The following is a 26498-nucleotide window of genomic DNA, read 5'->3' on the forward strand; positions in this document are numbered from 1 at the left end:
AGCAGCAAAGCGGCCAGGCACAAAACGTGCGGGTGGCGGGACTCGAACCCGCACGAGCAAAGCTCAGGGGATTTTAAGTCCCCGGCGTCTACCATTCCGCCACACCCGCTTGGACGTCGCGATAGCCACAGCGAGGCCGCGCGACAACTCACATTGCCCATCCTCACCTCTTGCCAGCAACGCGCTCGCCCGTCATGGGGCGACAGGACGGGCGAGATGGAAGGAGCGCGCCAATGGCCGGCGAAAGCGCGAGCGAAATCCTTGAGACGATCCAGCCCGCAATCACCTTGCTGGGGCTCGGGATAGGCGCAGCGTTGGTGAGTCGCGCCGTCAGGCTCAATCCGATCGTCGGGTATCTTGGCTTGGGATTGGCGCTCTCGACCCTTGGCTTCAAGGGCGATTTCAGCGGGCCAGTGGTGGCGACCATGGCCGAAGCGGGCGTGATGTTCCTGCTGTTCAATCTGGGCCTGCATTTCTCGCTCGGACGAATATGGGCCGAGAAAGGCAACATCTTCGGGTTTGGTAGCCTCCAGATGCTGGTGGCGGGCGGGGCCTTTGCAGCGCTGTTCTTCGCGATCGGTCTTCCTCCAGCCTTCGCGATCATCGGCGGATTCGCGATGGGATTGTCCTCGACCGCGGTGGTCATCGGACTGGTACGCGAACGGCACCAGGAAGACTGCCCCGTTGGCCGCGCGGCGCAATCGATCCTGATCTTTCAGGATATCGCCGCCATCTTGCTGCTGGTTGCGGCGGGCGCTCTTGCCGAAGGCGGCGCGATCGCGCCGGCGCTGGGCATGGCGGGGCTGAAAGCGCTTCTGGCTTTTGGCATCGCTGTCCTGTTTGCCCGCTACCTCACAGGCCCGGTCTTTCGCCTTATCGCCCAGGCCGGGAGCAGCGAAGTGTACACCGCAACCGCTCTGTTCATCGCTCTGGCGGCGGGTTGGGCGACGGGGGTGGCCGGTCTTTCGCTGACGCTTGGCGCGTTTCTAGGGGGAATGGCGGTCGCCGATTCGCGTTATCGCATCATGGTGCAGACCGAGATTGACGCGTTCCGGGGTCTGTTCCTGAGCTTCTTCTTCATCTCGGTCGGTCTTAGCATTGATCCAGCGCTGCTGGCGGAGAACTGGGTCTTTGTGATCGCCGCTGCGCTGGCGCTGATCGTCCTGAAATGCGGGTTTAACATGCTGGCTGGCCTCGCCAATCGCTGGTCGGTCCCCGGCTCGATCCAGCTGGGCTTTCTGCTGGGTCAGGGAAGCGAATTTGCGCTGGTGCTCTTCGCTCTGCCCGCATTGGCCGGGCTGGTGGAGCCGCGTCTGATCTCGATCCTTGTGACCGCCATCGCCATCAGCCTTGCTGTTACGCCGCTGGTCTCGAATGTCGGGCGAACGCTCGCCGGGCGGCTGCGTCGGGGTCCGCCCGACCAGAAGCTCGCCGGAGACAACGCGCCCGTGGTTATCATCGGCTTTAGCGAAACGGGCCGCGCAGTCGCCGACGCGCTGGCCTATAACGAGATCGAGTATATCGGACTGGAAAACGACCCTGCCGCATTCCAGACCGCGCTGGCCGACGGGTATCAGGTGCTGCAAGCCAATCCGGCCGATCCGCGCAGTTGGGACGCGATTGGGATGGAAAAGCGCGAAGTGCTGGTCGTTGCTACGGGCCGGGTCGACGTCTCGCGCGATCTCACTCCTTTGGTGAAAGAGCGGCTGCCCGACATGCGACGCATTCTGGCGGTGCCGAGCGCGGACGATATCGAGGAATTTGACGCGCTGGGCATGATCCCAATCGACATAAGCGCGTCAGGCGGGACCGAGCGGATCATCGAGGCGGTCTTTGCCGCGCTCGATACAGAAAGGCGCTTGCCGGTTCGAAACCTGGCGAACGCTGAGGATGCAGCGCTGGAATACGCCTAGGCGCGTGTGCGCCGTGAGCGCGCTGGCCTAGCGATTATTCGTTGAGGCGCTCGCGAATTTCCTTGCCCGCCTTGAAGTAGGGAACGCGCTTGGCGGGCACGCTCACCGCCTCGCCGGTGCGGGGGTTTCGCCCGGTGCGCGCCTCTCGCTCGCGCGTCGAGAACGCGCCGAAGCCGCGCAACTCCACGCGGCCCCCTTCCGCCAGTCTGTTGGCGATCTCGTCAAAGAAGATGTCGACGACCTGCTCGATTTCCTCGGCGCGCAGTTCCGGATTGTCCTTGTGCAACTCGCTCAGCAACTCGGATCTGATCATTGCGATCTCCCGCTGTGACTCGCCGCGCTTCCCCTCGCGCTTGGCAAGTCTGGCCTTCAACACGGGGCCGGTCGTATCCGTTGTCCCCACCTCTGACCGCTCGGACCCGAAGAGCAGCTTTATCTATGTGCTTCTGCCAGATAGATGCAAAATGAGCAAGCAAAGGTGTACGAATGTGCGTTTGTGTCAAACGCTTGCCCGCCACGGGTCGGCGCAAGAGGGCCCGAGGAGTATCGGGCTAAAGGTGCGAGGGATCAGGTCGTCGCGAGCAATCGGGCCGGGTCAAGACCAAGCCGCTCCATCCGAGCGCGGATCTCGGGCCATTCTTCGCGCAGGAACTGCTCGCGTTCGCGCGCACGCAAGGCGGCTGACGCGCCCTTGACCACATACATGCCAACGCCGCGCTGCACTTCGACCAGACCGTCGTTCTGGAACTGCTGATAGGCCTTTGCCACGGTCAAAGGATTAGCCCCCTGCTCGGCCGCCAAGGCGCGAACCGAGGGAAGCATCTCACCTTCCGGATAGACGCCTTCGATAATGGCTGCGGCAATCTGATCGCGCAGCTTGAGATAAACCGGGCGCGCCTGGTTGGTGGGGCTTTTGCTCATTTTTCAGTCCTCGTCACCGGTGATGCAGTGCCATAATACAGCGAGCCGCGTCAAGGGCGGCTCGATAAGCGACATGGGCTTCAAGCCCGAAAAGCGGGCCTCGCGGCGCCGTTGCAAATCCGCACCAACCGCGCCGCGCGGTGTCACAGAGGCTTCACACAGCGAAATTGCCCGCTAGGGTGCAGCGCAGCACTTCGGGGACGCGCGTTCGGCGCGCGAAGCAATCTGGGATACAACGATACTATGGTTGAAGGCCTTTTCTTCACGTTTGGCAGCGCGTTCGAAATGTGGACGTTTCGCATTGCCGCGATCGCGCTCGCCGCTTTCCTGGTCGGAGGATCGATCCTTATTACCCGGCCGCAAGCCGAAGTGATTGGCCACCCCAAGGGGCTTTTCCTCCTGTTTATGGCCGAAATGTGGGAGCGCTTCTCCTATTATGGGATGCGCGCGCTGCTGATCTTTTACCTCGTCCAACACTGGCTGTTCACCGACAGCGAGGCATCGATCATCTATGGCGCCTACACCGCGCTCGTCTACATCACACCCGTCGTCGGTGGTTATCTGGCGGATCGCTATATCGGCCAACGCAAGGCGGTGCTGTTTGGCGCGGTTCTGCTCACCTTCGGTCACTTCTTCATGGCTTTCGAGGGGAGCGGCGGACAGTCGGACCCGATGATCAACGTCTTCTGGCTCGCTCTGGCGCTCATCATCGTGGGCTCGGGCTTCCTCAAAGCCAACATTTCGGTGATCGTGGGCCAGCTCTACAGCCGCACCGATGTGCGCCGCGATCCGGCGTATACCATCTTCTACATGGGCATTAACGTGGGCGCGGCGACCGCCTCGATCATCTGCGGCTATCTTGGCCAGACCTATGGCTGGGAATACGGTTTTGGCCTCGCCGGTTTCGGCATGCTGCTGGGTCTTGTTTTCTTCGTCCTCGGCAAGCCGCTGCTAAGGGGTAAGGGCGAGCCCAAAGATCCAGCTGCGATCAAGGGCGCCAAGGAATGGGGCATTTACGGCGCGGGTCTTGCCATGGTGGCGCTGTGCTGGACCGCGATCCAGTATCAGGAACTGGTCGGCTATGTGCTCGGCGCGTTTGGTGGCGGGCTCGTACTCTATGTGCTGTTCACCGCCGTGACCAAGCTGCCCAGTGAGGAGCGCGACCGCATCTTTGCCGCGATGTTCCTCATCCTCGTTTCCATCGTCTTCTGGGCGCTGTTCGAGCAGGCGGGTTCCTCGCTCAATCTGTTCACCGATCGCCATGTCGACACGCAAGGGGTGAACGCCTCGATGTTCCAGTCGGTCAACGCTATCTACATTGTCCTTCTGGCGCCCGTCTTTGCCGCTGTGTGGCAGTTCATGGGGCGCGGCGGGTTCGAGCCTTCGGCGCCGATGAAGTTCGGCCTCGGCGTCGTCCAGGTCGGCCTTGGCTTCCTTGTCCTCGTCTGGGGCGCGAACAGCGTAGGCGTCGATGTGCCCACTCCCGTGATCTTCATCTTCCTGATCTACCTGCTCCACACGACCGGGGAGCTGTGCCTGTCGCCCGTCGGGCTCTCGGCGATGAACCGGCTGTCGCCCGGCCACATGGCCTCGCTGATCATGGGAACCTGGTTCTTCGCATCGGCGACCGGCAACTTTGCCGCCGGGCTCATCGCGGCGGCGACGGGCGCGGAAGACGTTGGCGAAGGCGCGGGCAAGCAGGTTGTGCTCGATGTCTACTGGACGGTCGGCCTTTATGCGGTCGGCATCGGCGTCGTTGTCATGCTCGTCAGCCCGCTGGTGAAGAAGCTGATGCACCTCGACACGCTGAAGGACGACAATGTCGGCGACGACCTGCTAGGCCAGAGCGAGATCGGCGAACCGCAAGCGGCGGGCATCCATCCCGCGACACGTCCCGCCGAATAGGCGCGGCGCCGCCGCACAACGAACACCCCGGATCGCTTGCGCGGCGGTCCGGGGTTTTGTTTGTCGGATGTCCGACTATGCGCCCCCAGGCCAGTTACCGCGCGCCTCGTCGGGCGCGAACAGGTGCGCCGCGCCCCACTCCGCCATCTCGCGATAGAGCGGCGCCAGCGCCTTGCCGCTCTCGGTCAGGACATAGCGCGCGCGCTTGCCCTCGGGCGGTTCGCGCCGCATCAGTCCGGCTTCCTGTAGGATCTCCAGCCGCGAGGTCAGCGCCGCGCGATTGATCCCGGTACGCTCGACAAAGATCTCGAACCGGTCCGCGCCCAGAAACGCCTCTCGCAGAATCAGGATAATCCAGCGATCGCCCAGCACACGGGCGGCGCGGCCAATCGGGCATGGAGAGCGGGAGGCGCGGTAGGTTTTCATCGGGCTTGTTCATAAAACACATCCGAGCGGGGTCTGTAAATGAGACTTGCGAAGGCCAAAAACACACTCCATACGTCTGGAAACCAGACTTATCAAGTGTGTGATAATGCCTCAATCGCGGTTCGACAGTCCCGACACATCGCTCGAATATATGAAGCGTGTGGCGGTCGAAGGCTCGGGCTTTTGGAATTGGCTCGCGGTTGAGCCTCTCAAGGTCTGACAAGGCGAGGCCGAACTACTTTTGACCCTGCGCCCGGAAATGACCCAGCATCACGGCTTTGCGCACGGCGCCATTGTCGGTCTGATGGCCGATAACGCCTGCGCCTGGGCCGCCGCCTCGGTGGCGGGCGACGTTGTCACGGGCGGCTACACCATCGACTTTCTGCACCCCGCACAAGGCGAGCGGCTGCGCGCGCAAGGTCAGGTCATCAAACCGGGCAAAAGACAGGTGGTCACGCGCGCGGATGTCTTCGCCGAACGCGACGGAATCGATCCGGTGCACGTCGCCGCAGCGCAAGCGACCATCATCCCGACAGGGCTGGCCCGCTAGGCAATCGGGAACGCCGCTGTTAGCGTTGCCCGAAACAGCCGGGAGGGATCATGCTAGAGCTTGTCGCCGCCAACGCCGCCTTTGTCGGCACGCATTTTGCGATGTCGCATCCCCTGCGCCCCGCCATGGCGAAGGCGCTGGGGCCGGTCGGCTTCCAACTCGTCTACTCGCTGGTGAGTCTTGCGACGCTCGCGTGGGTCTATTTCGCGTTCAAGGCCGCGCCGCCCGCCGATCTTGGCGGCTCGGGCGAGGCGGGCTGGATCTTGGCCACCGCGCTCACTGTGCCCGCGATGATCCTGTTTGCAGGCTCCTTGCTCGGCAATCCCGCGCTGCCCACCCCGCTCGCCGAGCAGCAGGCGCGCGCCGAGCCAAAAGGGGTCTTCACCATCACGCGCCACCCGATGATGTGGGGCTTTGGCCTGTGGGCGCTTTCACACATGATCCTGTTCTGGAGCGTGCGCACGATGATCACCGCTTTCGCGATCGGCTTTCTGGCTCTGGTCGGGGCGCATATGCAGGATCGCAAGAAGCGCGAGCTGATGGGCGAGGCGTGGGAGCAATGGGAAAGCCGCACCAGCTACTGGCCGCGCCTTTCAGGCTTTGCCAAAGCGGGCGCGGTACCCTGGCTTCTGGGCCTCACGCTGTTTGCGGGGCTTAGCTGGGTGCACCTGCCAATGGGCGGCATTCCCGCCGGCATCTGGCGCTGGATCAGCCTTTAGGAGGCCGTGCCGAAAAGAGCCGCGAGGCCACCTACTCTCCCTTGAAATCCGCCGCGCGTTCTTCGAGCAGCGCGGCGACGCCTTCCTCGTGATCCTTTGTCAGATGCATCATCGCCTGCGTGTTCGCGGCGAGTTCCAGCGCGCTGTCATAGCTCATTTGCTGGCCCTGCCGCAGCAGCATCTTGGCCTGGCGCAAAGCGTGGGGAGGCTGCGCGGCGACTTTGAGCGCGAGCCTTTCCGCCTCTTCCAGCAGAGTCTCGGGCGTTGTAATGCGACTGACCAAGCCCCATTCGAGCGCGGTCTTCGCGTCGATCACATCGCCGGTGTAGAAGAGCTCAGCCGCGCGCGACTGCCCGATAACTCGAGGCAGAATCCACGTGCCGCCATCGCCCGGAATGATGCCGAGCTTGAGAAAGGTAACGCCAAAGCGCGCGGTTTCACTCGCAATGCGCATATCGGCAAGGCAGGCCACGTCGCAGCCCAGACCGATCGCTGGCCCGTTCACCGCAGCGATCATCGGCACGCGCAGGCCGTAGATCGCACGCAGAATGACATGGATGTTTTCGCGATATCCGTCCGATATCTCCGGCGGCGGCCCGGCAAAGGCGCCGGAGCGATCGCGCATCGCCTTTACATCGCCACCCGCCGAAAAGGCCCTTCCCGCACCCGTCAGGATGACACAGCGCACTGTTTTATCACGGTTTATCTCGCGGCAGACACGTGCGACCTCATCGCCATCGCCCGCTTGCCCCAGCGGGTTCATCGTCTCCGGACGATCGATCGTAAGCCGGACAACAGCCCCTTCGCGTTGCGTTTTCAAGAGGTTCATAAGCCGGACGGTAAGGGTTTTGCCCGATTTCGAAAGAGCCAAATAGCGCCAGGTCAACAGGCAGGGCGCAAAAAGATCGGTTGGCAGACAGCGCATCGATAGGCACATGGTCGGCTGGCGGGGACACAACACGTCGGCGTCAAGGCCTCTGGCCTCGCGTCGGTCGCCATGGAAAGAAAGGTCGCGAATGTGGCGAACGCAGCGTTGATTGCCCTGACATCTCCCTTGCTGCTGGGCCAGGCGCCGGATGTGGCGCTTCAGGGCGAGACGCCTGTGGTCGTCACCGAGGAAGCGCGCGCGCATTTTGAGCCGCCGCGCGGCGCGGTTGGGGGCCCTGCGGGATTGCTGAACCTCTCCTGGTCGCTCACCGCAGCGCAGGCCGTACCCGATGCGCCGCCCGAAGAAGAGGAAGAGGAACGCGATCAAAACGACGAGGCGCAGTCGCAAGACGAAAACGTCATTGTGGTTGAAGGCTCCTATGGGCCACCGGAAAATGACCCGATCGAGCGAATCAACGAAGAAAGCTACCGCATCACGCAGAACCTCGACGACGCCATCGTCGAGCCGGTCGCCTATGCCTACCGCGATGGACTTCCCGGGCCGCTGCGCCAGGGCCTTGGCAATGTAGTCAACAACCTGCGCGAGCCCAACAACGCGCTGAACTTCCTGCTCCAGGGCAAGATCGGCAAGACGTTCGAAACGCTGGGCCGGTTGATGATCAATTCGACATTGGGGCTGGGCGGGCTGATCGACATCGCCGAAAAGCCGGGGATCAATCTGCCGCGGCGGCGCAACGGCTTTGCCAACACGATGGGCTTTTACGGGATTGGATCAGGGCCATACCTGTATCTGCCCGTCACCGGCGCAACGACCGCGCGCGATGTGACGGGGAGCTTCTTGGATCAGTTACTGTTGCCGGTTGCGGTGGGCGAGCCGTTCAATCGCCTCGAATTCTCCGTGCCTTTCTATCTGGTCAGCAACCTTGAAGACCGCTTGGAATTCGACGCGGAGCTCGCGCGGATCGACGATACCCTCAACCCCTACGCCGCGCGGCGCGACAGCTATCTCTACCGGCGTGAGGCTGAGATCGCGGCGCTCAAAGGAGAAGAGCCGCCCGAAGCGCCGGCAATCATGGAGGAGGTTGAGGGGACAGGCGATTTTGCCGACTTGCCCGAGGAGGTAGAGGAACCCACCGTCGAAGGCGAGGAAACGCCTGAACCTCTGGCGGCGGTGGTGATTACAAGGCCGCGTTAGGCGCCTTAGCCGTCATACGGGGCTGGGATGCAGGCGCGCTCTTGCTTGAAGCTGGTCCTGCAAACCACGATAAAGGTGGCGGCTGGCTCCCCCGTTTACGCCCGCGCTTCCTCCACGCCATCGTTCGCAACGCCCGCCGAGTTATGCTTGAGCGCGTTCAGAACCTTCTCGACAATCGCATCGGCATCAAGACCCGCGAGCGCGTATTGCTTGTCGGGCGAATCCTGATCGATGAAGATATCGGGCAGGCGCATCGTGCGCACTTTGAGGCCGGCGTCGAGCAAGCCCTCGTCGCTCGCGTAGGTCAAGACATGCGCGCCGAGACCGCCGATGGCGCCTTCTTCGATCGTGATGATCACTTCGTGGGTTTTCATCAGTCGCTCGATCAAATCGGTGTCGAGCGGCTTGGCAAAGCGCATATCGGCGACCGTGGTTGAAAGCCCCCTGGCCTCCAACTGGTCGGCGGCCTTCTTCGCCTCTTCTAGACGCGCGCCGAGCGAAAGGATCGCCACCTTGCTGCCTTCGCGGACGACGCGGCCCTTGCCGATTTGAAGCTTTTCGAGCTGGTCGGGGATCGACACGCCCGTACCGCTGCCTCGCGGATAGCGAAATGCGATCGGGCCTTCGTCATATTCCGCTGCCGTATAGGTCATGTGCGCCAGTTCGGCTTCGTCCGAGGCGGCCATCACCACCATGTTGGGCAATGTTGCAAGATAGGTGATGTCGAACGAGCCTGCGTGGGTAGAGCCATCGGCGCCCACCAGCCCGGCGCGGTCTATCGCAAAGCGCACCGGAAGGTTCTGGATCGCCACATCGTGCACCACCTGATCATAGGCGCGCTGGAGGAAGGTCGAATAGATCGCCGCGAAGGGACGCATCCCCTGCGCCGCCAGACCCGCGGCGAAAGTCACGCCGTGCTGTTCGGCGATCCCGACATCGAAGCTGCGATCCGGATGCGCCTTTGCAAACCGGTCCACTCCCGTGCCCGATGGCATCGCGGCGGTGATGGCGCAGATGCGTTTGTCGGTGTCGGCCAGCTTGGCCAGCGTGTCGCCGAACACGTTCTGGTAATTGGGCGGACCGCCGGGCGCGCCCTTCGCCTTTTCGCCGGTGATGACGTTGAACTTGGGGACGCCGTGATACTTGTCCGCGCTGTTCTCCGCCGGCGCGTAGCCCTTGCCCTTCTCGGTAACGACATGGATCAGCACCGGGCCTTCCGAGGTGTCGCGTACGTTTTCGAGCACGGGGATCAGGTGATCGAGATTGTGGCCGTCGATCGGGCCGACATAGTAAAAGCCGAGCTCTTCAAACAGGGTTCCACCGGTCACCATGCCGCGCGTGTATTCCTCGGCCTTGCCAATCGCTTCATGCATGCGCCGGCTCATCTTCTTCACAGCGCGGCTGGCCAGGCTGCGAATGCCGAGATACTCGCTCGACGACACCATGCGCGCCAGATAGGCCGAAAGCCCCCCCACAGGCGGCGCGATCGACATGTCGTTGTCGTTGAGGATGACCACCAGGCGATTGCCCGCCTGCGAGGCGTTGTTCATGGCCTCATAGGCCATGCCAGCGCTCATCGCCCCATCGCCGATGACCGCGATGCCCCGTCCGGGGCGGTCGTTCAGCTTGTTCGCGATGGCAAACCCCAGAGCCGCCGAGATCGAAGTCGAGGAGTGCGCCGCGCCGAACGGATCGTATTCGCTCTCCGCGCGCTTGGTGAAACCGCTCAATCCTCCGCCCTGACGAAGCGTCCGGATACGGTCCCGCCGCCCGGTGATGATCTTGTGCGGATAGCATTGGTGGCCGACATCCCACACGAGCCGGTCATCCGGGGTGTTGAAGACGTAATGAATCGCCACCGTGAGTTCGACCACGCCCAATCCCGAGCCCAAATGCCCGCCCGAAACGCTGACCGCGTCGATCATCTCGGCGCGCAATTCATCGGAGAGTTGTCGGAGCTGTTCGGGCTTGAGCTGGCGAAGCTCATCAGGTGTAGGTACCTGATCAAGAAGCGGAGTTTGGGGTGGCTTAGTCATAGATTCTCGCCTTACACCTTGCGAACCGACCTGTCGATGAACCCTTTGCCGCATCGATATACCGCTTCATCGACCAAGAGGCAAATTTACCTGACACTTTGGAGTGTCAAGTTGAATTAACGCCGCCAACAGACTGGCGATCCGGCACGCGGTCGGCGGCGCAAAGCCCGCGCAAACCGGTCCCTTTCAGCTTTGATGAAGCGCGCTCAGGCGCACTGGCGGCACAGGCCGCGCATCTCGAGCACCAGGTGGTCTGTGTGAAATTGGCGCCGTCCCACAAGGGCCCGCACCGACCGACTCACATCGGGATCGTCAACATGCGCTGCGTCGCCGCATTCTTCGCAAACCAGAAAGATGCAGTCGTGGCTGTGACCCGGATGCGAATTGACAATATAGGCGTTCGAGCTCTCGATGCGCACGGCAAGACCATTCGCCACGAACACATCGAGGATCCGGTAGATGGAGTTTGGCGCGACCCGCTTTCCCCGTATCTCCGAGAGGCGGTCGGCGACATCGTAGGCCGAAATCGGGCGCTCAAAGCGCGCCAGTTCGACAAACACGGCTTCGCGCATGGTCGTCCACTGCTCGCCGGACCGGATCAGGACACTGCGTGCGGCGGCGACGAGTTCGTCGCCCGAAAGCTCTTTTAACGCGTGGGGTTCACATTCACTCATGACGAAAGCGTACAGCGACAACGGCAGAAGCGCCAGCGGCTTGAACAAAAAACCGCCTAGGTTTTTGGCCCATCGCGGAGAAATTCGTCACGGTAATCGCGCGGAAACATCGTCTTCAGGGCGGCGACCTTGGGCTGGTCGAAGCGCATGATGTAGCCGCTGTAAGGGTTCTTCACCATGTAATCCTGGTGATAGTCCTCAGCCGGATAGAACTTGCGGTGCTTTTCAATGCGCGTGACGACCGGCTTATCCCACAGGCCCGATCCATCAAGCTGTTCAAGATAGGCCTGCGCCACCGCGCGCTGCTCCTCGCTCAGCGGCACGAGGGCCGAGCGGTAATGCGCGCCCACGTCAGGGCCCTGGCGGTTGAGCTGCGTCGGGTCCGTGACGACGGAAAAGAAGATGCGCAAAAGCTCGTCGTAGCGCACGACATAGGGGTCGTACGTGATCCTGACGGCTTCGGCGTGATTGGTGATGCCCGTGACGATCGTGCGGTATTGCGCGGTTCCCGCCGCGCCGCCGTGAAAGCCGGAGACGGCGGACTTCACGCCTTTGACATGGCTAAAGACGCCTTCGACGCCCCAGAAACAGCCACCGGCAAAGATCGCGGTCTTGAGCCCGGTGCCTTCTTTCGCAATCCGCTTTGGCGCGGGCGCATTCACCACCTTCTCCGCCTGTGCAGGCGCCCCTAAACTGGCCGCGGCCAGAACGGCGGCGGCAAGGACATGGGCAGCTCTCAAGATGGACAGGCGCACAGGCGGGCTTCCTTAGCGGAACGGTTGGATGCGAAACTCAGGCGCGGGCAGGGGAGCTTGCGGCGCTTCGGCAGCCAGAGCGGGCGGCGAGAATTCATCGGTCAGGGCGTCAAGGTTGAAGGCGGCCATCAGGGCGGCGCCAATCAGAAAGCCGAGACCAACGTGGCGATAGAGATCAGAATTGAAGAACGTCATGGATAATCTCGCGGGGGGTGTGCGGTTGGGGGGTGGTTGGTCCTTTTGCCGCCGCCCACTTTCGTGAAGGTGAACAGGTCTTTCAGGCGACAATTCGTTACATTGTCGCTTATAGTTACGAAGCTGTTTGGAAAAAGTTGACACCGACACAATTCACGTTTGCCAAAGGCGTTGGGAAGCGCCCCACAGAGCCCCCGGCAAACGATCAGTGCCGGAAGTGTCGCATCCCGGTAAAGACCATGGCCAGCCCGGCCTCGTCGGCAGCAGCGATCACCTCTTCGTCGCGAATGGAGCCGCCGGGCTGTATCACTGCGCTCGCGCCCGCTTCAGCTGCCGAAACAAGGCCGTCGGCGAAGGGGAAAAACGCGTCTGAGGCTACCGCACTGCCAGCGGTCCGGGGCTCGGACCAGCCGTGGGTCTCGGCCGCCTCCTTTGCCTTGATCGCCGCGATCCGCGCGGAATCGCGCCGGTTCATCTGACCCGCACCAATTCCCGCCGTCGCGCCGTCCTTGGCGTAGACGATGGCGTTGGACTTCACATGCCGGGCCACCGTCCATGCGAAAAGGCAGTCCTTGAGCTCCTGCTCGGTGGGCGCGCGCTCGGTGACCACTTTCAGGTCCGCCTCAGTCGCCGCGCCGCTATCGCGGCTCTGGATCAGCAAGCCGCCGGCGATCGTCTTCATCGCAAAACCACCGCGACGCGGATCGGGCAGCACACCGCATTCGAGCAGACGAAGGTTCTTCTTCTTCGCGAAGATCGCACGGGCCTCGTCGCTGACCGTGGGCGCGATCACAACTTCGGTGAAGATATTTGCGATCGCCTCAGCCGTGGCACCGTCCAGTTCGGCGTTGACCGCCACGATCCCGCCAAAGGCCGAAACGCTGTCGCATGCGAGCGCTGCCTCCCACGCTTCAAGCAACGTCCCCGATTGCGCGACACCGCAAGGATTGGCGTGCTTCACGATCACGACAGCGGGATCCTGCCCCGAGAATTCCGCCGCCAGCTCCAGCGCCGCATCCGCGTCGTTCAGATTGTTGTAGCTGAGCGCTTTGCCCTGAAGCTGCTCGGCCTGCGGCACGCCCGCACCTGCGGTTGCCTGCGGGATATAGACCGCCGCCGATTGGTGCGGGTTCTCGCCATAGCGCAGCGTGTCTTCAAGCGTGAACGCGAGCGGCATGGTCGGCGTAAACGGCGTCGCCTGAAGCGCCTCGGGGCCGAGTGGATTTGTGAAAGCGTCGCCATACGCAAACCAATTGGCGATCGCCGCATCATAGGCCGCGGTGCGCGCGTAGGCCTTGCCCGCCATGCGGATGCGGAACGCCGCGCCGGTTGCGCCGCCGCGCGCCTCCATTTCATCGAGCAGCCCTGCGTAATCCGCCGGATCGGTCAGGACCGTCACAAAGCCATGGTTTTTGGCGGCCGAGCGCACCATGCTTGGCCCACCGATGTCGATATTCTCGATTGTTTCAGCCCGCCCCGCGCCTTTCGCAACGGTCGCCTCGAACGGATAGAGGTTGACCACCACGAGATCGATTGCGCCGATATCGTGCGCCTCCATGGCCGCAACGTGCTCATCGTTGTCGCGCAGGGCGAGCAGACCGCCATGGACCTTGGGATGAAGCGTCTTGACCCGCCCATCCATCATCTCGGGAAAACCGGTGAGGTCGGACACGTCGCGCACGTCCAGCCCGGCTTCGCGAAGGGTGCGCGCGGTGCCGCCAGTGCTCACCAGCTCGACACCGCGCGCGGCCAGAGCCTGTCCGAGCTCGGCCAATCCACTCTTGTCGGACACCGAAAGCAGCGCCCGCTTGATGACTACATCGGTCAAATCAATTTCCTCTCGAGCCCCTTCTTGTCGAGAAGACGTCAGCTCGTTTTCTTGAACAGCCAGGAGAATTGCCCTCCGCCGCGCGACGTCAGCCCCTCGATCACAAGCTGCTGGGTTGGGTGTGGGCGGCCTTCGCCGTCGACCCACAGACTGTCTTCGACGGCGAGCGCCACCTCGCCCGCACTCGCCGCATCGCCGCGCAGCCGGAATTGCCAAAGCCGCCCGTCGCGTGTCAGCAGGCTCGCGCCGCGCTTGTCCTGCGAAAGCTGCGCCTCGACACCGCGCCCGAGGTGAAACCGGATCGCGAAGCCGACCTTCCCGCGCACGCCCTTTCGCCCGGCCGGGATCAGGATGTCTTCGCCCGCCAGCTGGCTTCCGTCGCTGCGCAGCGAGAGGATGCGCTGGTGCGTCAGGCCAAAGCGCGCAACATACCCATCGTGGCTGGCGTCAACGCGGGTGACTTGCTTGCTGATCGCGCGGCGCTCCACCTCGACATTTTCGGCGCCCTTGCCAAGCTTGCCGTGGAGCAGCACCGCGGTCGAATTGGCGTTGTCGAGCACCAGGGTCGAATGCGCCGCCGTGGCGCGCAGGCCCTGGCCGATATGCGCGGGCACCTGGCCACCCGCCAGCGAGGCGCCGCCGCAATTGACAACGAGGCGCGCAGGGCCATCGGACATCTCGAAGGCCAGCGTCGAGGCGCAGCCCATCCGCGCGTGCCGGGCGCGCGGAGGCGGAGCGGCGTCGAACTGCACCTGCGTGTTGCCTCCACGAAGGCGCTGAAAGCCCCAATGTTCGGGCTCGTTAAGCGGCCGGGTGCGCACGCCGGTCGCAGCGATGAGGCTGGCGACGCGGTCCGCCGAAATCGCGCCCTGCCCCTGCCAGCTGCCAAGTGCGCCGTCGCCATGGCGCAGCGCCAGAAGCGGCGGAACCAGCAGCTCGCGCATGACGAACAGGGCCTCGGGCGGCTGTTCCTCGACCGCTTCGTAGCACGCTATGAGGTCGGTCAGCGTGGCAATCGCCTGCATTTGCGCCGCCGGACACCGCGCCAGAAGGCCGCCGTCTTCCGCCACCAGATCGCCGAGACACTTCACAAGCGCCGCCTGGCCGTAAAGCCGCCGCGGCTTGCCTTCGGGCAAGAGCAGGCCCGCCGCCGTCACCGCCGCCCAGCCGATCATCTGACCCAGCCCCGCGCCGGTCTTCAAAACCTTGCGATCAAGCCATCCCGCCGTTTCGACAACGCTGTCCAGCAATTCGCTGCGCAGGCTCGAATCCGATGCCCCCATGATCAGCGGCGCGTGAACGAGCCAGGCCATCAGGCGAAGGCCGGTGTTCTCGATGCTCCACGCTCCCGCTTTGGCCGCGCGCAAGGGGCACTGCCCGTTCGCGTGGAGCCATTCGCGAGCAATCCTCTCGGCGACATCGGTGCACATTTCGCGAGGGGCGCTGGCCGCGAGATCGTAAAGCCAGCCGAAGGAGTGGAGACTGCGCTCAACACCGGGGGCGACGCGCGTCTGGCCTGTGAAGTCGACCTGCGCGATGGGAAGCTTGACGCTGTCGACCAGAAAATGACCGGCGCGCAAGGCCGTGCCGGCGCTGCGATCGCCCGCGATCGGCGTACGAACCTGCGCGCGCAGGCGCGGAGCCGAGGCGCGGCGGAACGGAGCGGCGAGCGCGTGACCCGGAACGCCCAGGCGATAGGCGAGGCGAATGAGCGCTTCGCCCGGCCCGCTGCGCGGCGCAATCACATCGCTCAGCGCCAAAGCGCGCGAGGACTCGCTCGCCTCGGAGGCGAGCGGATCGCGCGCGGTGTGGGCCCGCGCCTCGCCGGTCGAAGAATCCGCCGGACCCTCATCCTCACGACGCTCGGCAACCTCGCTGGCTTCGTCCCGAAAAAGTGTGTCCATCAGGCGGTCCCCTCGCCTTTGAGCGCAGCAATGTTGTCGGCGTAGCGGCCCGATCCCCCCTTGAAGGTCGCCGACCCGGCGACCAGCACATCCGCACCCGCCATCACACATTCGCGCGCGGTCTGGGCGTTGACCCCGCCGTCAACCTCAAGGTGGATGGAGCGCCCGGTTGCCTCGATCATCGCCCGAACGCGGCGGATCTTCTCAAGCTGCGAAGGAATGAAGCTCTGCCCCCCGAAGCCGGGATTGACGCTCATCACCAGGATGAGGTCGACCAGGTCCATCAGGTTATCGAGCGCCTCGACCGGCGTGCCGGGATTGAGCACCACGCCCGCCTTCTTGCCCAGCGCCCGGATCGCCTGAAGCGTTCGGTGAACGTGCGGCCCGGCCTCGGGATGCACGGTGATAATGTCGGCCCCTGCCTGTGCAAAGGCTTCGAGATAGGGATCGACCGGCGCGATCATCAGATGCACGTCGAAGGGCTTGTCCGAATGCGGGCGCAAAGCCTTCACGACGTCCGGACCGATTGTGATGTTGGGCACAAAATGCCCGTCCATAACGTCAATGTGGATCCAGTCCGCCCCCGCCGCGTCGACCGCGCGCACTTCCTCTCCCAGCCGAGCGAAATCGGCGGAAAGAATGGATGGCGAAATAAGCGGTGCGGGCATGGTGCAGCTTGGTTAATCCCAAGAGTTCGAGCCTTGCAGGTACGAGGCCGCGAATCGGGTCACAAGCGTATCGGAGGGCTTTTCCACCAGGCTTTGGCGCGCAACCACGCGCTTCGTGCGAAATTCAGGCTGAATTCACGGGCGCGGCGGCATGGTAAATCATCGATTGGAGCAAGCGGCTGCTTGACAACCTGTTCGCGCCTGCGAGCGGTAAAGCCTCAGACAGAAAGATCACTTTACGATGAGCGGATTTTCAGCGGTCAGAACGCTTGGCCGAAAGACAATGGCGACAGCGCTGCTCAGTTTGGCCGCCTTTCTGGGTCTCGCAGGCTCGGGACAGGCGCGCACGGCCATTGCGTCGGAGACGACCTACCGCGAGACCATCGCCAACGACATGCGCCAGTGCGCGCCCGGCGGTGGCCCGGCGGTGCGCGTGACAGTGCGCGGGATCAAGAGTTCCGACGGCATGATCCGACTGCAAAGCTACCGCGGCACCAAAGCGGACTGGCTGGAAAAGGGCAAATGGATCAACCGTATCGAAGCGCCGGCGCGAAAAGGCACCATGACCTTTTGCCTGCCCGTCCCAGCCGCAGGCGCCTATGCGATCGCGGCGCGCCACGATGTCAACGGAAACGGCAAGACCGATATCACCCAGGACGGCGGAGCGATGTCGAACAACCCTTCCATCAACATCTTCAATCTGGGCAAGCCAGGGATCGAGAAGACCCGCTTCACGATGGGCAGCGAGGTCAAGCGGCTTTCGATCACCATGCTCTATCTGGGCTGAGCCTGGCCGCCGGGCGCCTAGCGCCGCTGCTTTTGCTGGTGGCGCCAGAGTGACAGCAGGACACCTGGCGCCGCAAGGATCGGGAAGCGTTCGCGAAACGGTGTCACCTCAACCGCCATGCCCGTGTGGCGCTCGATCTTCCAGGCGGCGTACCGAGCCGCGCCCTCGAAAGTGGCGCTGGCCTTCAAGAGCCGCGCGACGTTGAGCGGCTTTCCAAGCCTTTGCCTTTTGGCCCACCAGGTCAGGATTTGCTCGCGCGCGCTCGGGGCAAGCTGGGGAGTAAGCCGCTCTCCATCCGCTTCGAACGGCACCCCGCCCGCATCGAGCGCAAGCGGCAGGAGCCCGGCGAAATGCTCTGCATTCACTCCCAATATATCGTTCTCGCGCCCCGGCTTTTCGACCCGAAACTCCGCCTTGTAAGTCGCGCGAAACAGCGCTCTCCAGTACTCCTCGGCCGTGGCCTGCAAGGGCCCCAGGGCGACCGCCAGCCGCGCTGCGGTCATCGCTGCGCCGGCCACACCGGATATCACCCCTTGCGCCGCCGCCTCGTCGCGCCGCCACACGAGCGCGCACGGCTGAACGAAGCGCGCCCAGATCGTCGTGTCCCAAAGCTCGCCCGAAGCCGCCTTGGAGAAAGTTTCCAGACGCATGATCGCAACCTTGGCGCGCAAGGTGACATCGCCAAACTCACGCTCGTGATAGCTGACGCGCGGCCAGATAGCGGGCTCGTCATCCCCGCTGCCGGGAAGCAGGACGTAAAAATCGAGAACGCCCTCCAGCGACCCGGTGCGCAGATTCGATCCGTAGAACAGCACCGCAAGAGCGCCAGCATCGCGCGCAAGCGCCTGCGCGAAATCGCTGACCGCCGGATCGACCGGCGCGTTCATTTGACTTGCGAGGCGCTCGCGAAGCGCGCCCATCACGACGTGACTTTGGCGGGAGCCTTGGGGGTGACGAATTGAAGCGCGGGGCCCTGACCGACACGGTAGCGACCCTTGGGAAAGGCCTCGCCGTCGAAGATGAAGGAATCCTCGATAGCCAGCGTGAATTCCGGGACGCTGAGCTGATGGATGCCCCTCTCACGAGCGCCTGAATCCAGCTTGCCGAAGGCGGCCAGCGGCAGCATCACCGCGGTGCGCCGATCCACCTGATCAAGCACCACCATCCGAAGACCCGTGCGCAGTCGCCCGAACGGCTTCAATCCGGCGGGCAGGCGTTCCAGAGTGGTCGCGAGCATGAGCTGACGATATTCGGGATCTCCCGCGCCGCTATGCGCCATCGGCGAACCCGCTCTGCCCAGCTTTATGGCCATGCGCGAGCCGCGTCTCCACGGGTTTTGACGCGAGGCGAAGAACGCCTGCATCAGCGCCCAGGCGGTCGTGACTCCCACCACGGCGCTGTTGAACGCGCCCAGCTTGTGCGCGCTTTGCCCGGCCGACGTTGCGCGGGTAAAAGCGCCAGCGCCCAGAATGAAGCCAAGCACGCGGCTCGACGCGCCCTTGTCGAGATCGGTGATGTCGAGCGGCCTGCGCACCACACGATCGCCCTGGTCGAACGCGTCGATCGCGTCCTGCAGGCTCCATTCCGAAGGAACGCCAAGATCCACCGTCAGCGCGTTCGTCTTGCCCTTCGGCAAAACCGCGATCGCGGGCCAGTTATCGCCGAAAATGCTGCTACCGCACGTCAAGACATCGCGCACGGTCCCATCGCCGCCATTGATGACCAAAAGATCGATATCGTCCTTGGCAAACTCGCTCAGCGCCTCGGGCAGGGCGTCTCGCTTATCCGGGGTTGCGATGTGCACCTGAGGGCACACGCCGCAGTCGAAATCGGCGCCCTGATTGCGATGGCTGCGAGGGTTGTAAATCACACCGACCCGCGGCGCTTCGCCGGGGGATCGCTCTTTCGCACGCGCCGGCGGCGCTGGTGCGCGGGTGGCAACGTGGGGCAGTTGCGCAAATTCGTAGATAGGGGTGGCCATGGCAGTCCCGTTACAGCGAAAAATGGTTAATGTCTTTGCACTTTTGCCCTGTTGCGTCCTGTTCGGGCCATACCGATGCGAGGTTACATCGGCCCGGCTTGCGGATAATCAAGGTATTGACGCGAATTTTTTGAACGCGTGCGTTCATAATCCGCTGCGCGCATGAACGGCTGATGACTGGAACATTTTGGCTGCGTAACGAATGGTAACGCGTTAGACTTGCACCCATGCTGACCCAAACCCTGCTCGATGCTGCCAAAGCGCTTTCGCCCGAGATCACCGCGCTGCGCCGCGCCATTCACGCCGAACCCGAACTTGGGCTCGAATGCCCGATGACGATGGCAAAGGTGCGCGATGCGCTCGAGGGACTTCCACTGGAGTGGCGCGAGGGGCCCTCGACCACGGGCGCGGTGGCCACTCTCAAAGGCACAGCGTCTGGATCGGCCAAGCAAGCGGCGCGCCGGGTCCTCCTGCGCGGGGACATGGACGCGCTGCCCATGCAGGAGAGAACCGGGCTCGACTTCGCCTCCACCATACCCGGGCGCATGCACGCCTGTGGCCACGACACGCACACCGCCATGCTGGTGGGAGCGACCAAGCTGCTGTGCGAGGCGCGCGACACCTTCGCCGGAACGGTCGATTTCATGTTTCAGCCGGGCGAGGAGGGCCATCACGGGGCGCGCTTCATGCTGGAGGACGGACTGATCGATCCGTTGCCCGACGCCGCGTTTGCGCTTCACATTATGCCCAACGCCCAGTTCGGCGTCTTCGCCGGGCGCGCCGGGCCACTGCTGGCGGCGGCGGACCAGTTCGATATCACGGTAAGCGGCGAAGGGGGCCACGCCTCCATGCCGCACGATTGCGCGGATCCGCTGCCCGCCGCCGCCGCCATTGTCAGCGCAATCCAGGCGATGGTGACGCGGCGTTTCGAGGCCACCAACGCCGTGGTCGTCACCGTGACCCAGATCCACGCCGGATCGACCCACAACGTGATCCCCGACACCGCGATGTTGGGCGGCACGATCCGCACGCTGTCCTGCGAACACCGCGCCAAAGCTCACGCGCTGATCGCCGAGGTCGCCAAGGCCACCGCACACGCGCATGGCGTGAACGCCGAAGTCACGATCGATCCCGGCTTTCCCGTGACGATCTGCGATCCGCGCGCGGTCGCCATGGGCGAGGCAATCGCGCGGGAAATGGGCGGCGCGCAAGGATGGCGCGATCTCGCCGCCCCGATCATGGGAGCCGAGGACTTCTCCTACGTGCTCGAGAAGGCGCCGGGCGCGATGTTCTTTCTGGGCGTCGCGAAGGAAGGCGAAGACTGGAGCCAGTGCTGCGCGCTGCACAATCCGCACATGCACGTCGATGAAGGCGCGCTGCCCATGGGCGCGGCCATGCTCGCGGGGCTCGGTAAGCGTTTTCTTGAAAACGGGTTCGACTGAACACCCGCCCACGGCCCGAGCGCTGCACGCGATGACGGGGAAGGAGCCACGCGGTCGAACGGACCGCTGGAAACCCTATGTGAACCTTCCCTCGTCTTTAATTCGAAAGGTTGTACGCTCACAATTCAAGCCCGGATCGCACCACCAAGGCTGAAGGCGAATATCACCTTGACCCAAAGCCGCATAACGATCGAGGACGTTGCAAAGGCAGCGCAGGTTTCCCGCCAGACGGTTTCCCGTGTCCTCAATCGCAGTCCCAAAGTGTCGGCTAAGGCGCGTGAGCGTGTCGAGGCTGCCATCGCCGATCTGGGCTATGTTCCCAATATGGCTGCGCGCCGCATGGGCGGTGCACGCAGTTTCTTGGTGCTGGCCGTGCTTGAGCGGGGAGCGGGCACAGCGGGCGCGGGCGCGCGCACGGGGAGGCTGCCGCTCGACGCGATGCTGGTCGCCGGTCTCGATCGCTGCTCCGAAGCGGGATACCATCTGTTGTTCGAACAGCTCGGCACCGATCCGGCCGAGAGCCTGGCGCAGCTCAACCGCACGCTCACAGCGCTCAGCCCCGACGGGGTCATCCTGACCCCGCCCCTTGAAGAGCGGGCAGACCTTCGCAGCGCGATCGAAGGCCGTGGCATCGCGCTGGAAGACCTTGGGCACCGCCGCGCGCCAGGAGAAGCTGGCGCGGCAATGGACGACGCCGCGCTGGGCGAAGAGGCCACGAGGCGGTTGTGCGAACTCGGCCACCGACAGATCGGCTTTGTGACCGGTTCCGCCGATCCGCGCCGCTCGGAAAAACGGCTTGCAGGCTATCACCGCGTGATGGCCGCAAAAGGCAGCCGCGCGCATCACCATTTCACCGCCGATGGTCGGCGCGGTTTCGCCGAGGCGCTGGGGCTTGCGAAAAGCTGGCTGGTGCCAACCATCCGTCCGACCGCGATCATTGCGGAAACCGAGGAAGTGGCGCTTGCGGTGCTCGATGTGGCGCGAGAGCTGGGCGTTGAGGTGCCGCACGAACTGTCGCTCCTGTCGCTCGAGGACCGAGCGAGCCTTGGGCGGGCAGACCCTCCGATATCGGCGCTGTTTGCCCCCTACGCGCGCGCCTTCGGCGAAGGCTGCGCGCGGTTGATCGCCCGCGCAGAAGGCTCCGAGACCGCGTTGCAAGTCCCTGCGGACGGCGATGCTGACGGCGATGAGGTCTCACCCTTTGAATTCGCAGAACGGGCGAGCTTGGCAAAAGCGCCTCGAACCCTGTGAGCGGGCGCGTCAGCGTCGCCTGGAAAGGCGCGCAAGCGGGACCTAAAGGGTGTTCACCGCTTTCTCGATCACCGACGTGGCCTGCACCTCTTCCAGGCCGTCCTTGATGCGCTGCGATTCCTCTTCATAGTTCGCGCCCATGGTATCGATCATTTCCATGATCTGCTCGACGCCCGGATCGCGCACATCGACCACGTACCGCTCCTGGCCGAAATGCGCCGCGAGATCGGTGTATTTGGCCGCCCAGCCAAAGATGATCGCCGGAACGCCGCTGCGGAACGCGAACACGATCGAGTGGTAGCGCGAGGCGACCACATATTTGAACCGGCTGATCATATCGATCAGTTCGGGGCTGGAATATTCGCCCGTGATCACCCGCACCTTGTCGCGGTTCCTGGTCTGACGCAGGATTTGCTCGGTGAGATCCAGATCCGCCCCCGACGTGTTCAGGAAGTAGACGACCTCGCCCTTGTCGACGAGCTTGTCGAGCATCTGTGCGTAGAGGCCCCGCACCGTCTCGGGATCGCCGATCCGGAAGAGATTCTCGTTGACGATAAAGCCAACCGAGCCTTCCTCGGGATAATCGAGGTCTTGCGTGACGCCGGAGGCAACGATGTCGCCGGCTTCGGGGAAGGTCTTCTCGCGGATCACCATGTCGGCGGAAAGCTCGACATTGCCAAGGCCCAGGGACTTCAGGGACGAGTACCCTTCCTTCTCTCGCGGGTAGATCCGGGTGCAGTAGGACAGCTCTTTCTTGACGCGCCTTAGAAATTCCGCGTCGTCGTCTTCGCCCCATTCCCATGGGCCAAAGCTCTGCGGCATCAGGATCACCTTCTTGCCATAGCGCTTGGCCATCCGGATGGTATCGAGCAGCTGCTCGCCGCCCTTCTTGCTCCAGCCCGAGCCGAGCGTGTAGCCGCTTGCGTCGAGGATGGCGTCCGCTTCGCGCAGCGCCTTCTTCATCTCCGCAATCTTGCCGTCCCATTTGTCGGTCTTGCGAGAAAAGCCGGCAAGGCGTGTGAGCAGCGGGGCCGCCAGCGGCACGCGGTCCAGCTTGTATTTAAAGACGAGCCTGGTGAAATCGTCATGCGGCAGCAGCGTAAAGGCGTATTGCTCGGGCGAATCCGTCTTGAAGGCAAAGCCAATCACCTCGCAGTCCTCATAAAGGGACTTCAAGGTGTAACACAGCGACAGAAACATGGCCTGAGAGCCTTTGTTTCGCATCTGTATCCCGGTTACGATGAACTTCTTCATTCTCGGTGATCTTTCCCTTGGTCGGCGCGGTGACCGTCCGCTTGATCGCGCTTGCACGCCCTGAGGGCTGCGGCCTCACTCTACGGGTCTGTTGTCAGGTGTCCGCCTACTCGGCCGCTTCCATCGATCGGTACCAGTGGCTGAGCGACTGACCGCTCATCTCTTCCAGCGCTTCGATCGAGGGGCCAAAATAGTCGTTAAGGCGATTGCGCACCTCTTGGGTCAGCGGCGGGTACTCGGTCTTGCGCGCGATCGAACCGCGTACGGCCTCGAACGCGGATGTGCCGCGCAAGGGCCGCACGATCGGCTTCATCCAGCCAAGCCGTTTGCGCAAGGTCGGCGGGACGACCGGCGCGGTCTTGTCCTTGACCTTGTCGCGCATAACGGGCGCAAGCGCGCGGGGCGGAAGGCCGAGATGATCGCGCACGCGCGCCATCTGCCCCTCGGGATCGCCCGAAACCCCTTCGAAAAACAGGATGAGCAGCTTGTCGCGGCCATAAAGGTCGACAAACGGCTGAAGGTGCGAGGCAAAGTTGCCGGCGACGAGGAAGCGGAAGTTCTCGCTGATCGAGGGATCGAGGTAGGATTCGATATCCGGCCCCACCTCACCACGCCGGAACAGCATGCAGTAATTGGAATAGGCCCGCTCAACCGGATTGCGCAATTGCGCGATCAGCTTGACGTGCGGCAGGGCGCTGTGGAGGCGGGTCGCGGCGTCGGGAACGTAGAGGTACGAGTTGGATTTCTCGCCCACCGTCTTGCCGAGCCCTTCGTCGCTGAAGTGCGACAGGTACCACGCATCGCCGCGCTCGTACTGCCGCGAGAAGTAATGCAGCTCGGGGTCCGGCATGTAGACAGCCGGGTCGGCCTGAAGCTGGGTCTGGAGCCAGGTCGTCGCCGACTTCGCGGCCCCGATGATAACAAAATCGATGTCGCTGAACTGCATGGTCTAGTTGGACCTCTGACTGAAACGCTGAACCGGCTGTAAAGGGGCCGTTTCGGAAGTGGGGTGTTTGGACGTCAACACGAAAGCCTCAAGGTTTCTACTCGAGAAACCTTCTCATTTGGTTCCCCGGCGGCGCTCTGGCTCCAGAATCACTGGAGAATCGCCAAGAAAGCGCCATTGATGCCGCCTGTCTTTAGGGGCCTGCGCGCCTTATGTCTCGGGGCCATAAGGGGGGGCGCATCCATCAAAGTGGGGCACGAACACCCCTTATTGGCCGCCCGGGCTCTCGCTAACGGGTTACTCCGTTTTTCCAACTGCGTCCTTGCACCCGGGCTGGTATCGCCTCTCTGGCTGGCCCGACACCAGACCGCCCTTGCCTTTCGGATCGCAGCTGTGGCGGTGGACGGCGAACAAGAGAGCGCGAACAGGACGCTTTGAAAACCGCGCTCCAGGCGAGAAGGGGCGTTGTGAACGAACGGGCCGTCAAGGGTACTGGGAATCAGGGATACTGGGAATCAGGGATACTGGGGATGGAGCTAACCAGCATCGACAGCGCGATCGGACACCGCAGGAAAGACGCGCGTGTCCTGTTCGTGCTTCCGTCCCTGGGGGCCGGGGGCAGCGAGCGCGTTGTCACCACCCTGGCCAATCATATGGCGAAACAGGGCCGGCAGGTCGGTATCGCGAACTTTGACGGTCCGGCCGACAACCCGTTCTACCCGCTCGCGCCCGAAGTCGCGCTCTATCGTCTCGACCTGCCCGCTTCCAGGGGCGGCTTGCTTGACCAGCTGGGCCAGACCGCACGGCGCATCCAGGCGCTAAAACGCGTGTATCGCGACTTTCAGCCCGACGCCGTGATCAGCTTTCTGACCAAAGCCAACATCATGGCGCTCTTGGCGGCGGGTCGAAAAGGCCCCCCGGTCATCATCTCGGAACGCAACAATCCGACGCTGCAAAGCTTCAACGCCCTGTGGCGCGCGGCGCGAGCCTACACCTATCCAAAAGCGTTTTCGTTCGTAACGATGACAAGGGGCGCAGCGGAGTATTATCCCGAGCGCCAACGCCCGCGCACCCGGATTATCCCCAATCCGGTCAACCTTCCTGAAGACTGGCAGGACCGGCGCGAAGGCAACACCATCACCGCAGTCGGACGGCTGACCGACCAGAAGCAGTTTCATCTGCTGATAGAGGCCTTTGCGCGGATCGCCGAGGCCTTTGCGGACTGGAACCTGGTCATCTGGGGCGAAGGGGAACGTCGCGCCGACCTCGAAAAGCAGCGGGCGCGGCTCGGTCTTGACGATCGCATAGCCCTGCCCGGCCTGACCGAACGCCCTGGACAATGGGTCGAGACCGCCGATGTGTTCGCGCTTTCGTCGGCTTACGAAGGATGGCCCAACGTGATTGTCGAGGCCATGGCCGCCCGGCTGCCCGTCGTCTCTTTCGATTGCGAGCATGGGGTCGCCGACATGATAGAGGACGGTGTCTCGGGCTGTCTGGTCCCGCAAGGCAATGTGTCCGCTCTCGCCGACGCCTTGGCGAGCGTGCTTGGCGACCCCACGCTTCGGCACAGGCTCGCCGACGGGGCGTTGGAGGCGTCAGCGCGCTACGACACCGACACCATCGCCAACCAGTGGATCGAGATCGTCGACGAAGCGCTCGCCGCGCGATAGCAACGCCCGCAAGGCTACATCGACGGGTCGATCCCAACGGAGCTTTCCGGGCTCGGGAGCCTGCGATCCTTCGGTCAGGCCGACGCGAACCGGCGAGTGGCGCGCCCAGGTCGAGCGAGTGCGCACTTTGCGACACTCCGGCCGAGTGGAACGACAATCCCACGCTCTCAGACCGGAATGGAAGCGACTGGCCCCAGCCAAGGAGGGGTGGCGTTGCGTGCGCGCTGAACTCGGCGCTCTGGTTTTCCTGTAGAGCTGTGGTGCAACGTGTTGGATTTCCACGGCCTGCGAACTTAGTCATTGAATTGTCGTGATTTCCCACTTGCGTTTCGGGCAATGCAGTGCATGCTCCTTGGCGCACGGCTGACATGGGAGGGGTCATGGTTTGCCGAAACAACGATAGGGTCGTTGTCCGAACAGCGTGGCTGTTTGCGATGCTGCTTGGCCTTGGTGCCCTGTCCGGCTGCACCGGAGCCGACGATCCGACACCCGATTATCGCTATCGCCTGAGGGTCGAGGTCGAGACGCCCGAGGGGCTCAAGACCGGCTCCAGCGTGATCGCGGTTGAACAGAGGCTGGGCCGTTCGGGC

General features: G+C 63.5%; 23 protein-coding genes, 1 tRNA gene and 2 pseudogenes. 10 read left to right on the forward strand and 16 right to left on the reverse strand.

The genetic code is table 11. From position 1 onward, the window contains the following. Nucleotides 1–27: 27 nt before the first annotated feature. A tRNA-Leu gene (locus QNI87_RS13725) sits at nt 28–109 on the reverse strand. A 124-nt stretch (nt 110–233) separates the two neighbouring features. On the opposite strand from QNI87_RS13725, the gene QNI87_RS13730 reads away from it, so the two are divergent. Beyond that, entirely contained in the window at nt 234–1913 is a 1680-nt protein-coding gene (locus tag QNI87_RS13730) for a cation:proton antiporter (protein WP_300597463.1), read from the forward strand. Nucleotides 1914–1947: 34 nt separating this feature from the next. On the opposite strand, the gene QNI87_RS13735 is transcribed toward QNI87_RS13730, so the two are convergent. Together QNI87_RS13735 and QNI87_RS13740 are read right to left on the reverse strand one after the other, a co-directional pair. Further along, nucleotides 1948–2226, reverse strand: a complete 279-nt coding sequence (locus QNI87_RS13735) for an integration host factor subunit beta (protein WP_300597465.1) — start codon at nt 2224–2226, stop codon at nt 1948–1950. A 254-nt stretch (nt 2227–2480) separates the two neighbouring features. Beyond that, nucleotides 2481–2834 carry a GntR family transcriptional regulator gene (locus tag QNI87_RS13740; RefSeq protein ID WP_300597468.1) on the reverse strand — a complete coding sequence of 118 codons (354 nt, stop codon included), beginning with the start codon at nt 2832–2834 and terminating at the stop codon, nt 2481–2483. 243 nt (nt 2835–3077) lie between these two features. Between QNI87_RS13740 and QNI87_RS13745 the strand changes: the two genes are divergently transcribed. Then, nucleotides 3078–4739 carry a peptide MFS transporter gene (locus QNI87_RS13745; RefSeq protein ID WP_300597470.1) on the forward strand — a complete coding sequence of 554 codons (1662 nt, stop codon included), beginning with the start codon at nt 3078–3080 and terminating at the stop codon, nt 4737–4739. Between the two features lie 75 nt (nt 4740–4814). Here the strand turns inward: QNI87_RS13745 and QNI87_RS13750 are convergent, their stop codons facing one another. Beyond that, nucleotides 4815–5165 (reverse strand): helix-turn-helix domain-containing protein, encoded by a 351-nt coding sequence (locus QNI87_RS13750; protein ID WP_300597472.1) that lies wholly within the window; start codon nt 5163–5165, stop codon nt 4815–4817. A gap of 235 nt (nt 5166–5400) precedes the next feature. On the opposite strand from QNI87_RS13750, the pseudogene QNI87_RS13755 reads away from it, so the two are divergent. Together QNI87_RS13755 and QNI87_RS13760 are read left to right on the forward strand one after the other, a co-directional pair. After that, nucleotides 5401–5715: pseudogene (locus tag QNI87_RS13755) on the forward strand (PaaI family thioesterase); the annotation flags it as partial. Nucleotides 5716–5765: 50 nt separating this feature from the next. Continuing rightward, a complete protein-coding gene (locus tag QNI87_RS13760; protein WP_300597474.1) occupies nt 5766–6434 on the forward strand; it encodes an NnrU family protein in 669 nt (222 codons plus the stop codon). A gap of 31 nt (nt 6435–6465) precedes the next feature. On the opposite strand, the gene QNI87_RS13765 is transcribed toward QNI87_RS13760, so the two are convergent. Continuing rightward, nucleotides 6466–7263 carry a crotonase/enoyl-CoA hydratase family protein gene (locus QNI87_RS13765; RefSeq protein ID WP_300597548.1) on the reverse strand — a complete coding sequence of 266 codons (798 nt, stop codon included), beginning with the start codon at nt 7261–7263 and terminating at the stop codon, nt 6466–6468. 168 nt (nt 7264–7431) lie between these two features. Here QNI87_RS13765 and QNI87_RS13770 point away from each other — a divergent pair, with 168 nt between their 5' ends. Then, on the forward strand, nt 7432–8517 hold the full coding sequence (locus QNI87_RS13770; RefSeq protein ID WP_300597476.1) for a VacJ family lipoprotein: 1086 nt from the start codon (nt 7432–7434) through the stop codon (nt 8515–8517). A gap of 95 nt (nt 8518–8612) precedes the next feature. On the opposite strand, the gene dxs is transcribed toward QNI87_RS13770, so the two are convergent. The 7 genes from dxs to rpe all read right to left on the reverse strand — a co-directional run bounded on the left by dxs (nt 8613) and on the right by rpe (nt 16577). Next, nucleotides 8613–10553 carry a 1-deoxy-D-xylulose-5-phosphate synthase gene (gene dxs / locus QNI87_RS13775; RefSeq protein WP_300597478.1) on the reverse strand — a complete coding sequence of 647 codons (1941 nt, stop codon included), beginning with the start codon at nt 10551–10553 and terminating at the stop codon, nt 8613–8615. Between the two features lie 206 nt (nt 10554–10759). After that, a complete protein-coding gene (locus QNI87_RS13780; RefSeq protein WP_300597480.1) occupies nt 10760–11227 on the reverse strand; it encodes a transcriptional repressor in 468 nt (155 codons plus the stop codon). Between the two features lie 56 nt (nt 11228–11283). Next, nucleotides 11284–11982: a peptide-methionine (S)-S-oxide reductase MsrA gene (msrA, locus tag QNI87_RS13785; RefSeq protein ID WP_300597482.1), complete on the reverse strand. Its 699-nt coding sequence runs from the start codon at nt 11980–11982 to the stop codon at nt 11284–11286. A 12-nt stretch (nt 11983–11994) separates the two neighbouring features. Beyond that, complete coding sequence (locus QNI87_RS13790) at nt 11995–12177, reverse strand: hypothetical protein (RefSeq protein ID WP_300597484.1); 183 nt, start codon at nt 12175–12177, stop codon at nt 11995–11997. A 205-nt stretch (nt 12178–12382) separates the two neighbouring features. Next, nucleotides 12383–14005, reverse strand: coding sequence for a bifunctional phosphoribosylaminoimidazolecarboxamide formyltransferase/IMP cyclohydrolase (purH, locus tag QNI87_RS13795; RefSeq protein WP_300597486.1), 1623 nt, complete (start codon nt 14003–14005; stop codon nt 12383–12385). Nucleotides 14006–14043: 38 nt separating this feature from the next. Then, nucleotides 14044–15909: a heparinase II/III family protein gene (locus tag QNI87_RS13800; RefSeq protein WP_300597488.1), complete on the reverse strand. Its 1866-nt coding sequence runs from the start codon at nt 15907–15909 to the stop codon at nt 14044–14046. Further along, entirely contained in the window at nt 15909–16577 is a 669-nt protein-coding gene (gene rpe, locus QNI87_RS13805) for a ribulose-phosphate 3-epimerase (RefSeq protein ID WP_300597490.1), read from the reverse strand. Before rpe ends, QNI87_RS13800 begins: the two co-directional genes overlap by 1 nt. A 241-nt stretch (nt 16578–16818) precedes the next feature. Here rpe and QNI87_RS13810 point away from each other — a divergent pair, with 241 nt between their 5' ends. Then, nucleotides 16819–17364: a DUF2141 domain-containing protein gene (locus tag QNI87_RS13810; protein WP_300597492.1), complete on the forward strand. Its 546-nt coding sequence runs from the start codon at nt 16819–16821 to the stop codon at nt 17362–17364. 17 nt (nt 17365–17381) lie between these two features. Here QNI87_RS13810 and QNI87_RS13815 read toward each other — a convergent pair whose 3' ends face one another. Together QNI87_RS13815 and QNI87_RS13820 are read right to left on the reverse strand one after the other, a co-directional pair. Then, nucleotides 17382–18251 carry a hypothetical protein gene (locus tag QNI87_RS13815; RefSeq protein WP_300597494.1) on the reverse strand — a complete coding sequence of 290 codons (870 nt, stop codon included), beginning with the start codon at nt 18249–18251 and terminating at the stop codon, nt 17382–17384. Nucleotides 18252–18283: 32 nt separating this feature from the next. Then, the gene (locus QNI87_RS13820) at nt 18284–19345 is read right to left on the reverse strand and encodes a diacylglycerol kinase family protein (protein ID WP_300597496.1); all 1062 of its coding nucleotides are present in this window, start codon (nt 19343–19345) and stop codon (nt 18284–18286) included. A 227-nt stretch (nt 19346–19572) separates the two neighbouring features. On the opposite strand from QNI87_RS13820, the gene QNI87_RS13825 reads away from it, so the two are divergent. Together QNI87_RS13825 and QNI87_RS13830 are read left to right on the forward strand one after the other, a co-directional pair. Beyond that, nucleotides 19573–20787 carry an amidohydrolase gene (locus QNI87_RS13825; protein ID WP_300597498.1) on the forward strand — a complete coding sequence of 405 codons (1215 nt, stop codon included), beginning with the start codon at nt 19573–19575 and terminating at the stop codon, nt 20785–20787. Nucleotides 20788–20955: 168 nt separating this feature from the next. Continuing rightward, complete coding sequence (locus QNI87_RS13830) at nt 20956–22038, forward strand: LacI family DNA-binding transcriptional regulator (RefSeq protein WP_300597500.1); 1083 nt, start codon at nt 20956–20958, stop codon at nt 22036–22038. A 42-nt stretch (nt 22039–22080) separates the two neighbouring features. Here the strand turns inward: QNI87_RS13830 and QNI87_RS13835 are convergent, their stop codons facing one another. Further along, nucleotides 22081–23292, reverse strand: coding sequence for a polysaccharide pyruvyl transferase family protein (locus QNI87_RS13835; RefSeq protein ID WP_300597502.1), 1212 nt, complete (start codon nt 23290–23292; stop codon nt 22081–22083). Nucleotides 23293–23398: 106 nt separating this feature from the next. Further along, entirely contained in the window at nt 23399–24238 is an 840-nt protein-coding gene (locus tag QNI87_RS13840) for a sulfotransferase (RefSeq protein ID WP_300597504.1), read from the reverse strand. Between the two features lie 530 nt (nt 24239–24768). Between QNI87_RS13840 and QNI87_RS13845 the strand changes: the two genes are divergently transcribed. Together QNI87_RS13845 and QNI87_RS13850 are read left to right on the forward strand one after the other, a co-directional pair. Next, nucleotides 24769–25908 carry a glycosyltransferase family 4 protein gene (locus QNI87_RS13845; RefSeq protein ID WP_300597506.1) on the forward strand — a complete coding sequence of 380 codons (1140 nt, stop codon included), beginning with the start codon at nt 24769–24771 and terminating at the stop codon, nt 25906–25908. A 380-nt stretch (nt 25909–26288) separates the two neighbouring features. After that, nucleotides 26289–26498, forward strand: a pseudogene (locus QNI87_RS13850) (hypothetical protein); the annotation flags it as partial.

Origin of the sequence: Erythrobacter sp. (genome assembly GCF_030066995.1) — a bacterium.
Taxonomy (GTDB): domain Bacteria; phylum Pseudomonadota; class Alphaproteobacteria; order Sphingomonadales; family Sphingomonadaceae; genus Erythrobacter.

Bases quoted from the DNA above. Each gene is read 5' to 3' on its own strand.
- QNI87_RS13730 (WP_300597463.1), top strand. From the start codon at position 234: ATGGCCGGCGAAAGCGCGAGCGAAATCCTTGAGACGATCCAGCCCGCA.
- QNI87_RS13735 (WP_300597465.1), bottom strand. From the start codon at position 2,226: ATGATCAGATCCGAGTTGCTGAGCGAGTTGCACAAGGACAATCCGGAA.
- QNI87_RS13740 (WP_300597468.1), bottom strand. From the start codon at position 2,834: ATGAGCAAAAGCCCCACCAACCAGGCGCGCCCGGTTTATCTCAAGCTG.
- QNI87_RS13745 (WP_300597470.1), top strand. From the start codon at position 3,078: ATGGTTGAAGGCCTTTTCTTCACGTTTGGCAGCGCGTTCGAAATGTGG.
- QNI87_RS13750 (WP_300597472.1), bottom strand. From the start codon at position 5,165: ATGAAAACCTACCGCGCCTCCCGCTCTCCATGCCCGATTGGCCGCGCC.
- QNI87_RS13760 (WP_300597474.1), top strand. From the start codon at position 5,766: ATGCTAGAGCTTGTCGCCGCCAACGCCGCCTTTGTCGGCACGCATTTT.
- QNI87_RS13765 (WP_300597548.1), bottom strand. From the start codon at position 7,263: ATGAACCTCTTGAAAACGCAACGCGAAGGGGCTGTTGTCCGGCTTACG.
- QNI87_RS13770 (WP_300597476.1), top strand. From the start codon at position 7,432: ATGGAAAGAAAGGTCGCGAATGTGGCGAACGCAGCGTTGATTGCCCTG.
- dxs (WP_300597478.1), bottom strand. From the start codon at position 10,553: ATGACTAAGCCACCCCAAACTCCGCTTCTTGATCAGGTACCTACACCT.
- QNI87_RS13780 (WP_300597480.1), bottom strand. From the start codon at position 11,227: ATGAGTGAATGTGAACCCCACGCGTTAAAAGAGCTTTCGGGCGACGAA.
- QNI87_RS13790 (WP_300597484.1), bottom strand. From the start codon at position 12,177: ATGACGTTCTTCAATTCTGATCTCTATCGCCACGTTGGTCTCGGCTTT.
- QNI87_RS13800 (WP_300597488.1), bottom strand. From the start codon at position 15,909: ATGGACACACTTTTTCGGGACGAAGCCAGCGAGGTTGCCGAGCGTCGT.
- rpe (WP_300597490.1), bottom strand. From the start codon at position 16,577: ATGCCCGCACCGCTTATTTCGCCATCCATTCTTTCCGCCGATTTCGCT.
- QNI87_RS13810 (WP_300597492.1), top strand. From the start codon at position 16,819: ATGAGCGGATTTTCAGCGGTCAGAACGCTTGGCCGAAAGACAATGGCG.
- QNI87_RS13815 (WP_300597494.1), bottom strand. From the start codon at position 18,251: ATGAACGCGCCGGTCGATCCGGCGGTCAGCGATTTCGCGCAGGCGCTT.
- QNI87_RS13820 (WP_300597496.1), bottom strand. From the start codon at position 19,345: ATGGCCACCCCTATCTACGAATTTGCGCAACTGCCCCACGTTGCCACC.
- QNI87_RS13825 (WP_300597498.1), top strand. From the start codon at position 19,573: ATGCTGACCCAAACCCTGCTCGATGCTGCCAAAGCGCTTTCGCCCGAG.
- QNI87_RS13835 (WP_300597502.1), bottom strand. From the start codon at position 23,292: ATGAAGAAGTTCATCGTAACCGGGATACAGATGCGAAACAAAGGCTCT.
- QNI87_RS13840 (WP_300597504.1), bottom strand. From the start codon at position 24,238: ATGCAGTTCAGCGACATCGATTTTGTTATCATCGGGGCCGCGAAGTCG.
- QNI87_RS13845 (WP_300597506.1), top strand. From the start codon at position 24,769: ATGGAGCTAACCAGCATCGACAGCGCGATCGGACACCGCAGGAAAGAC.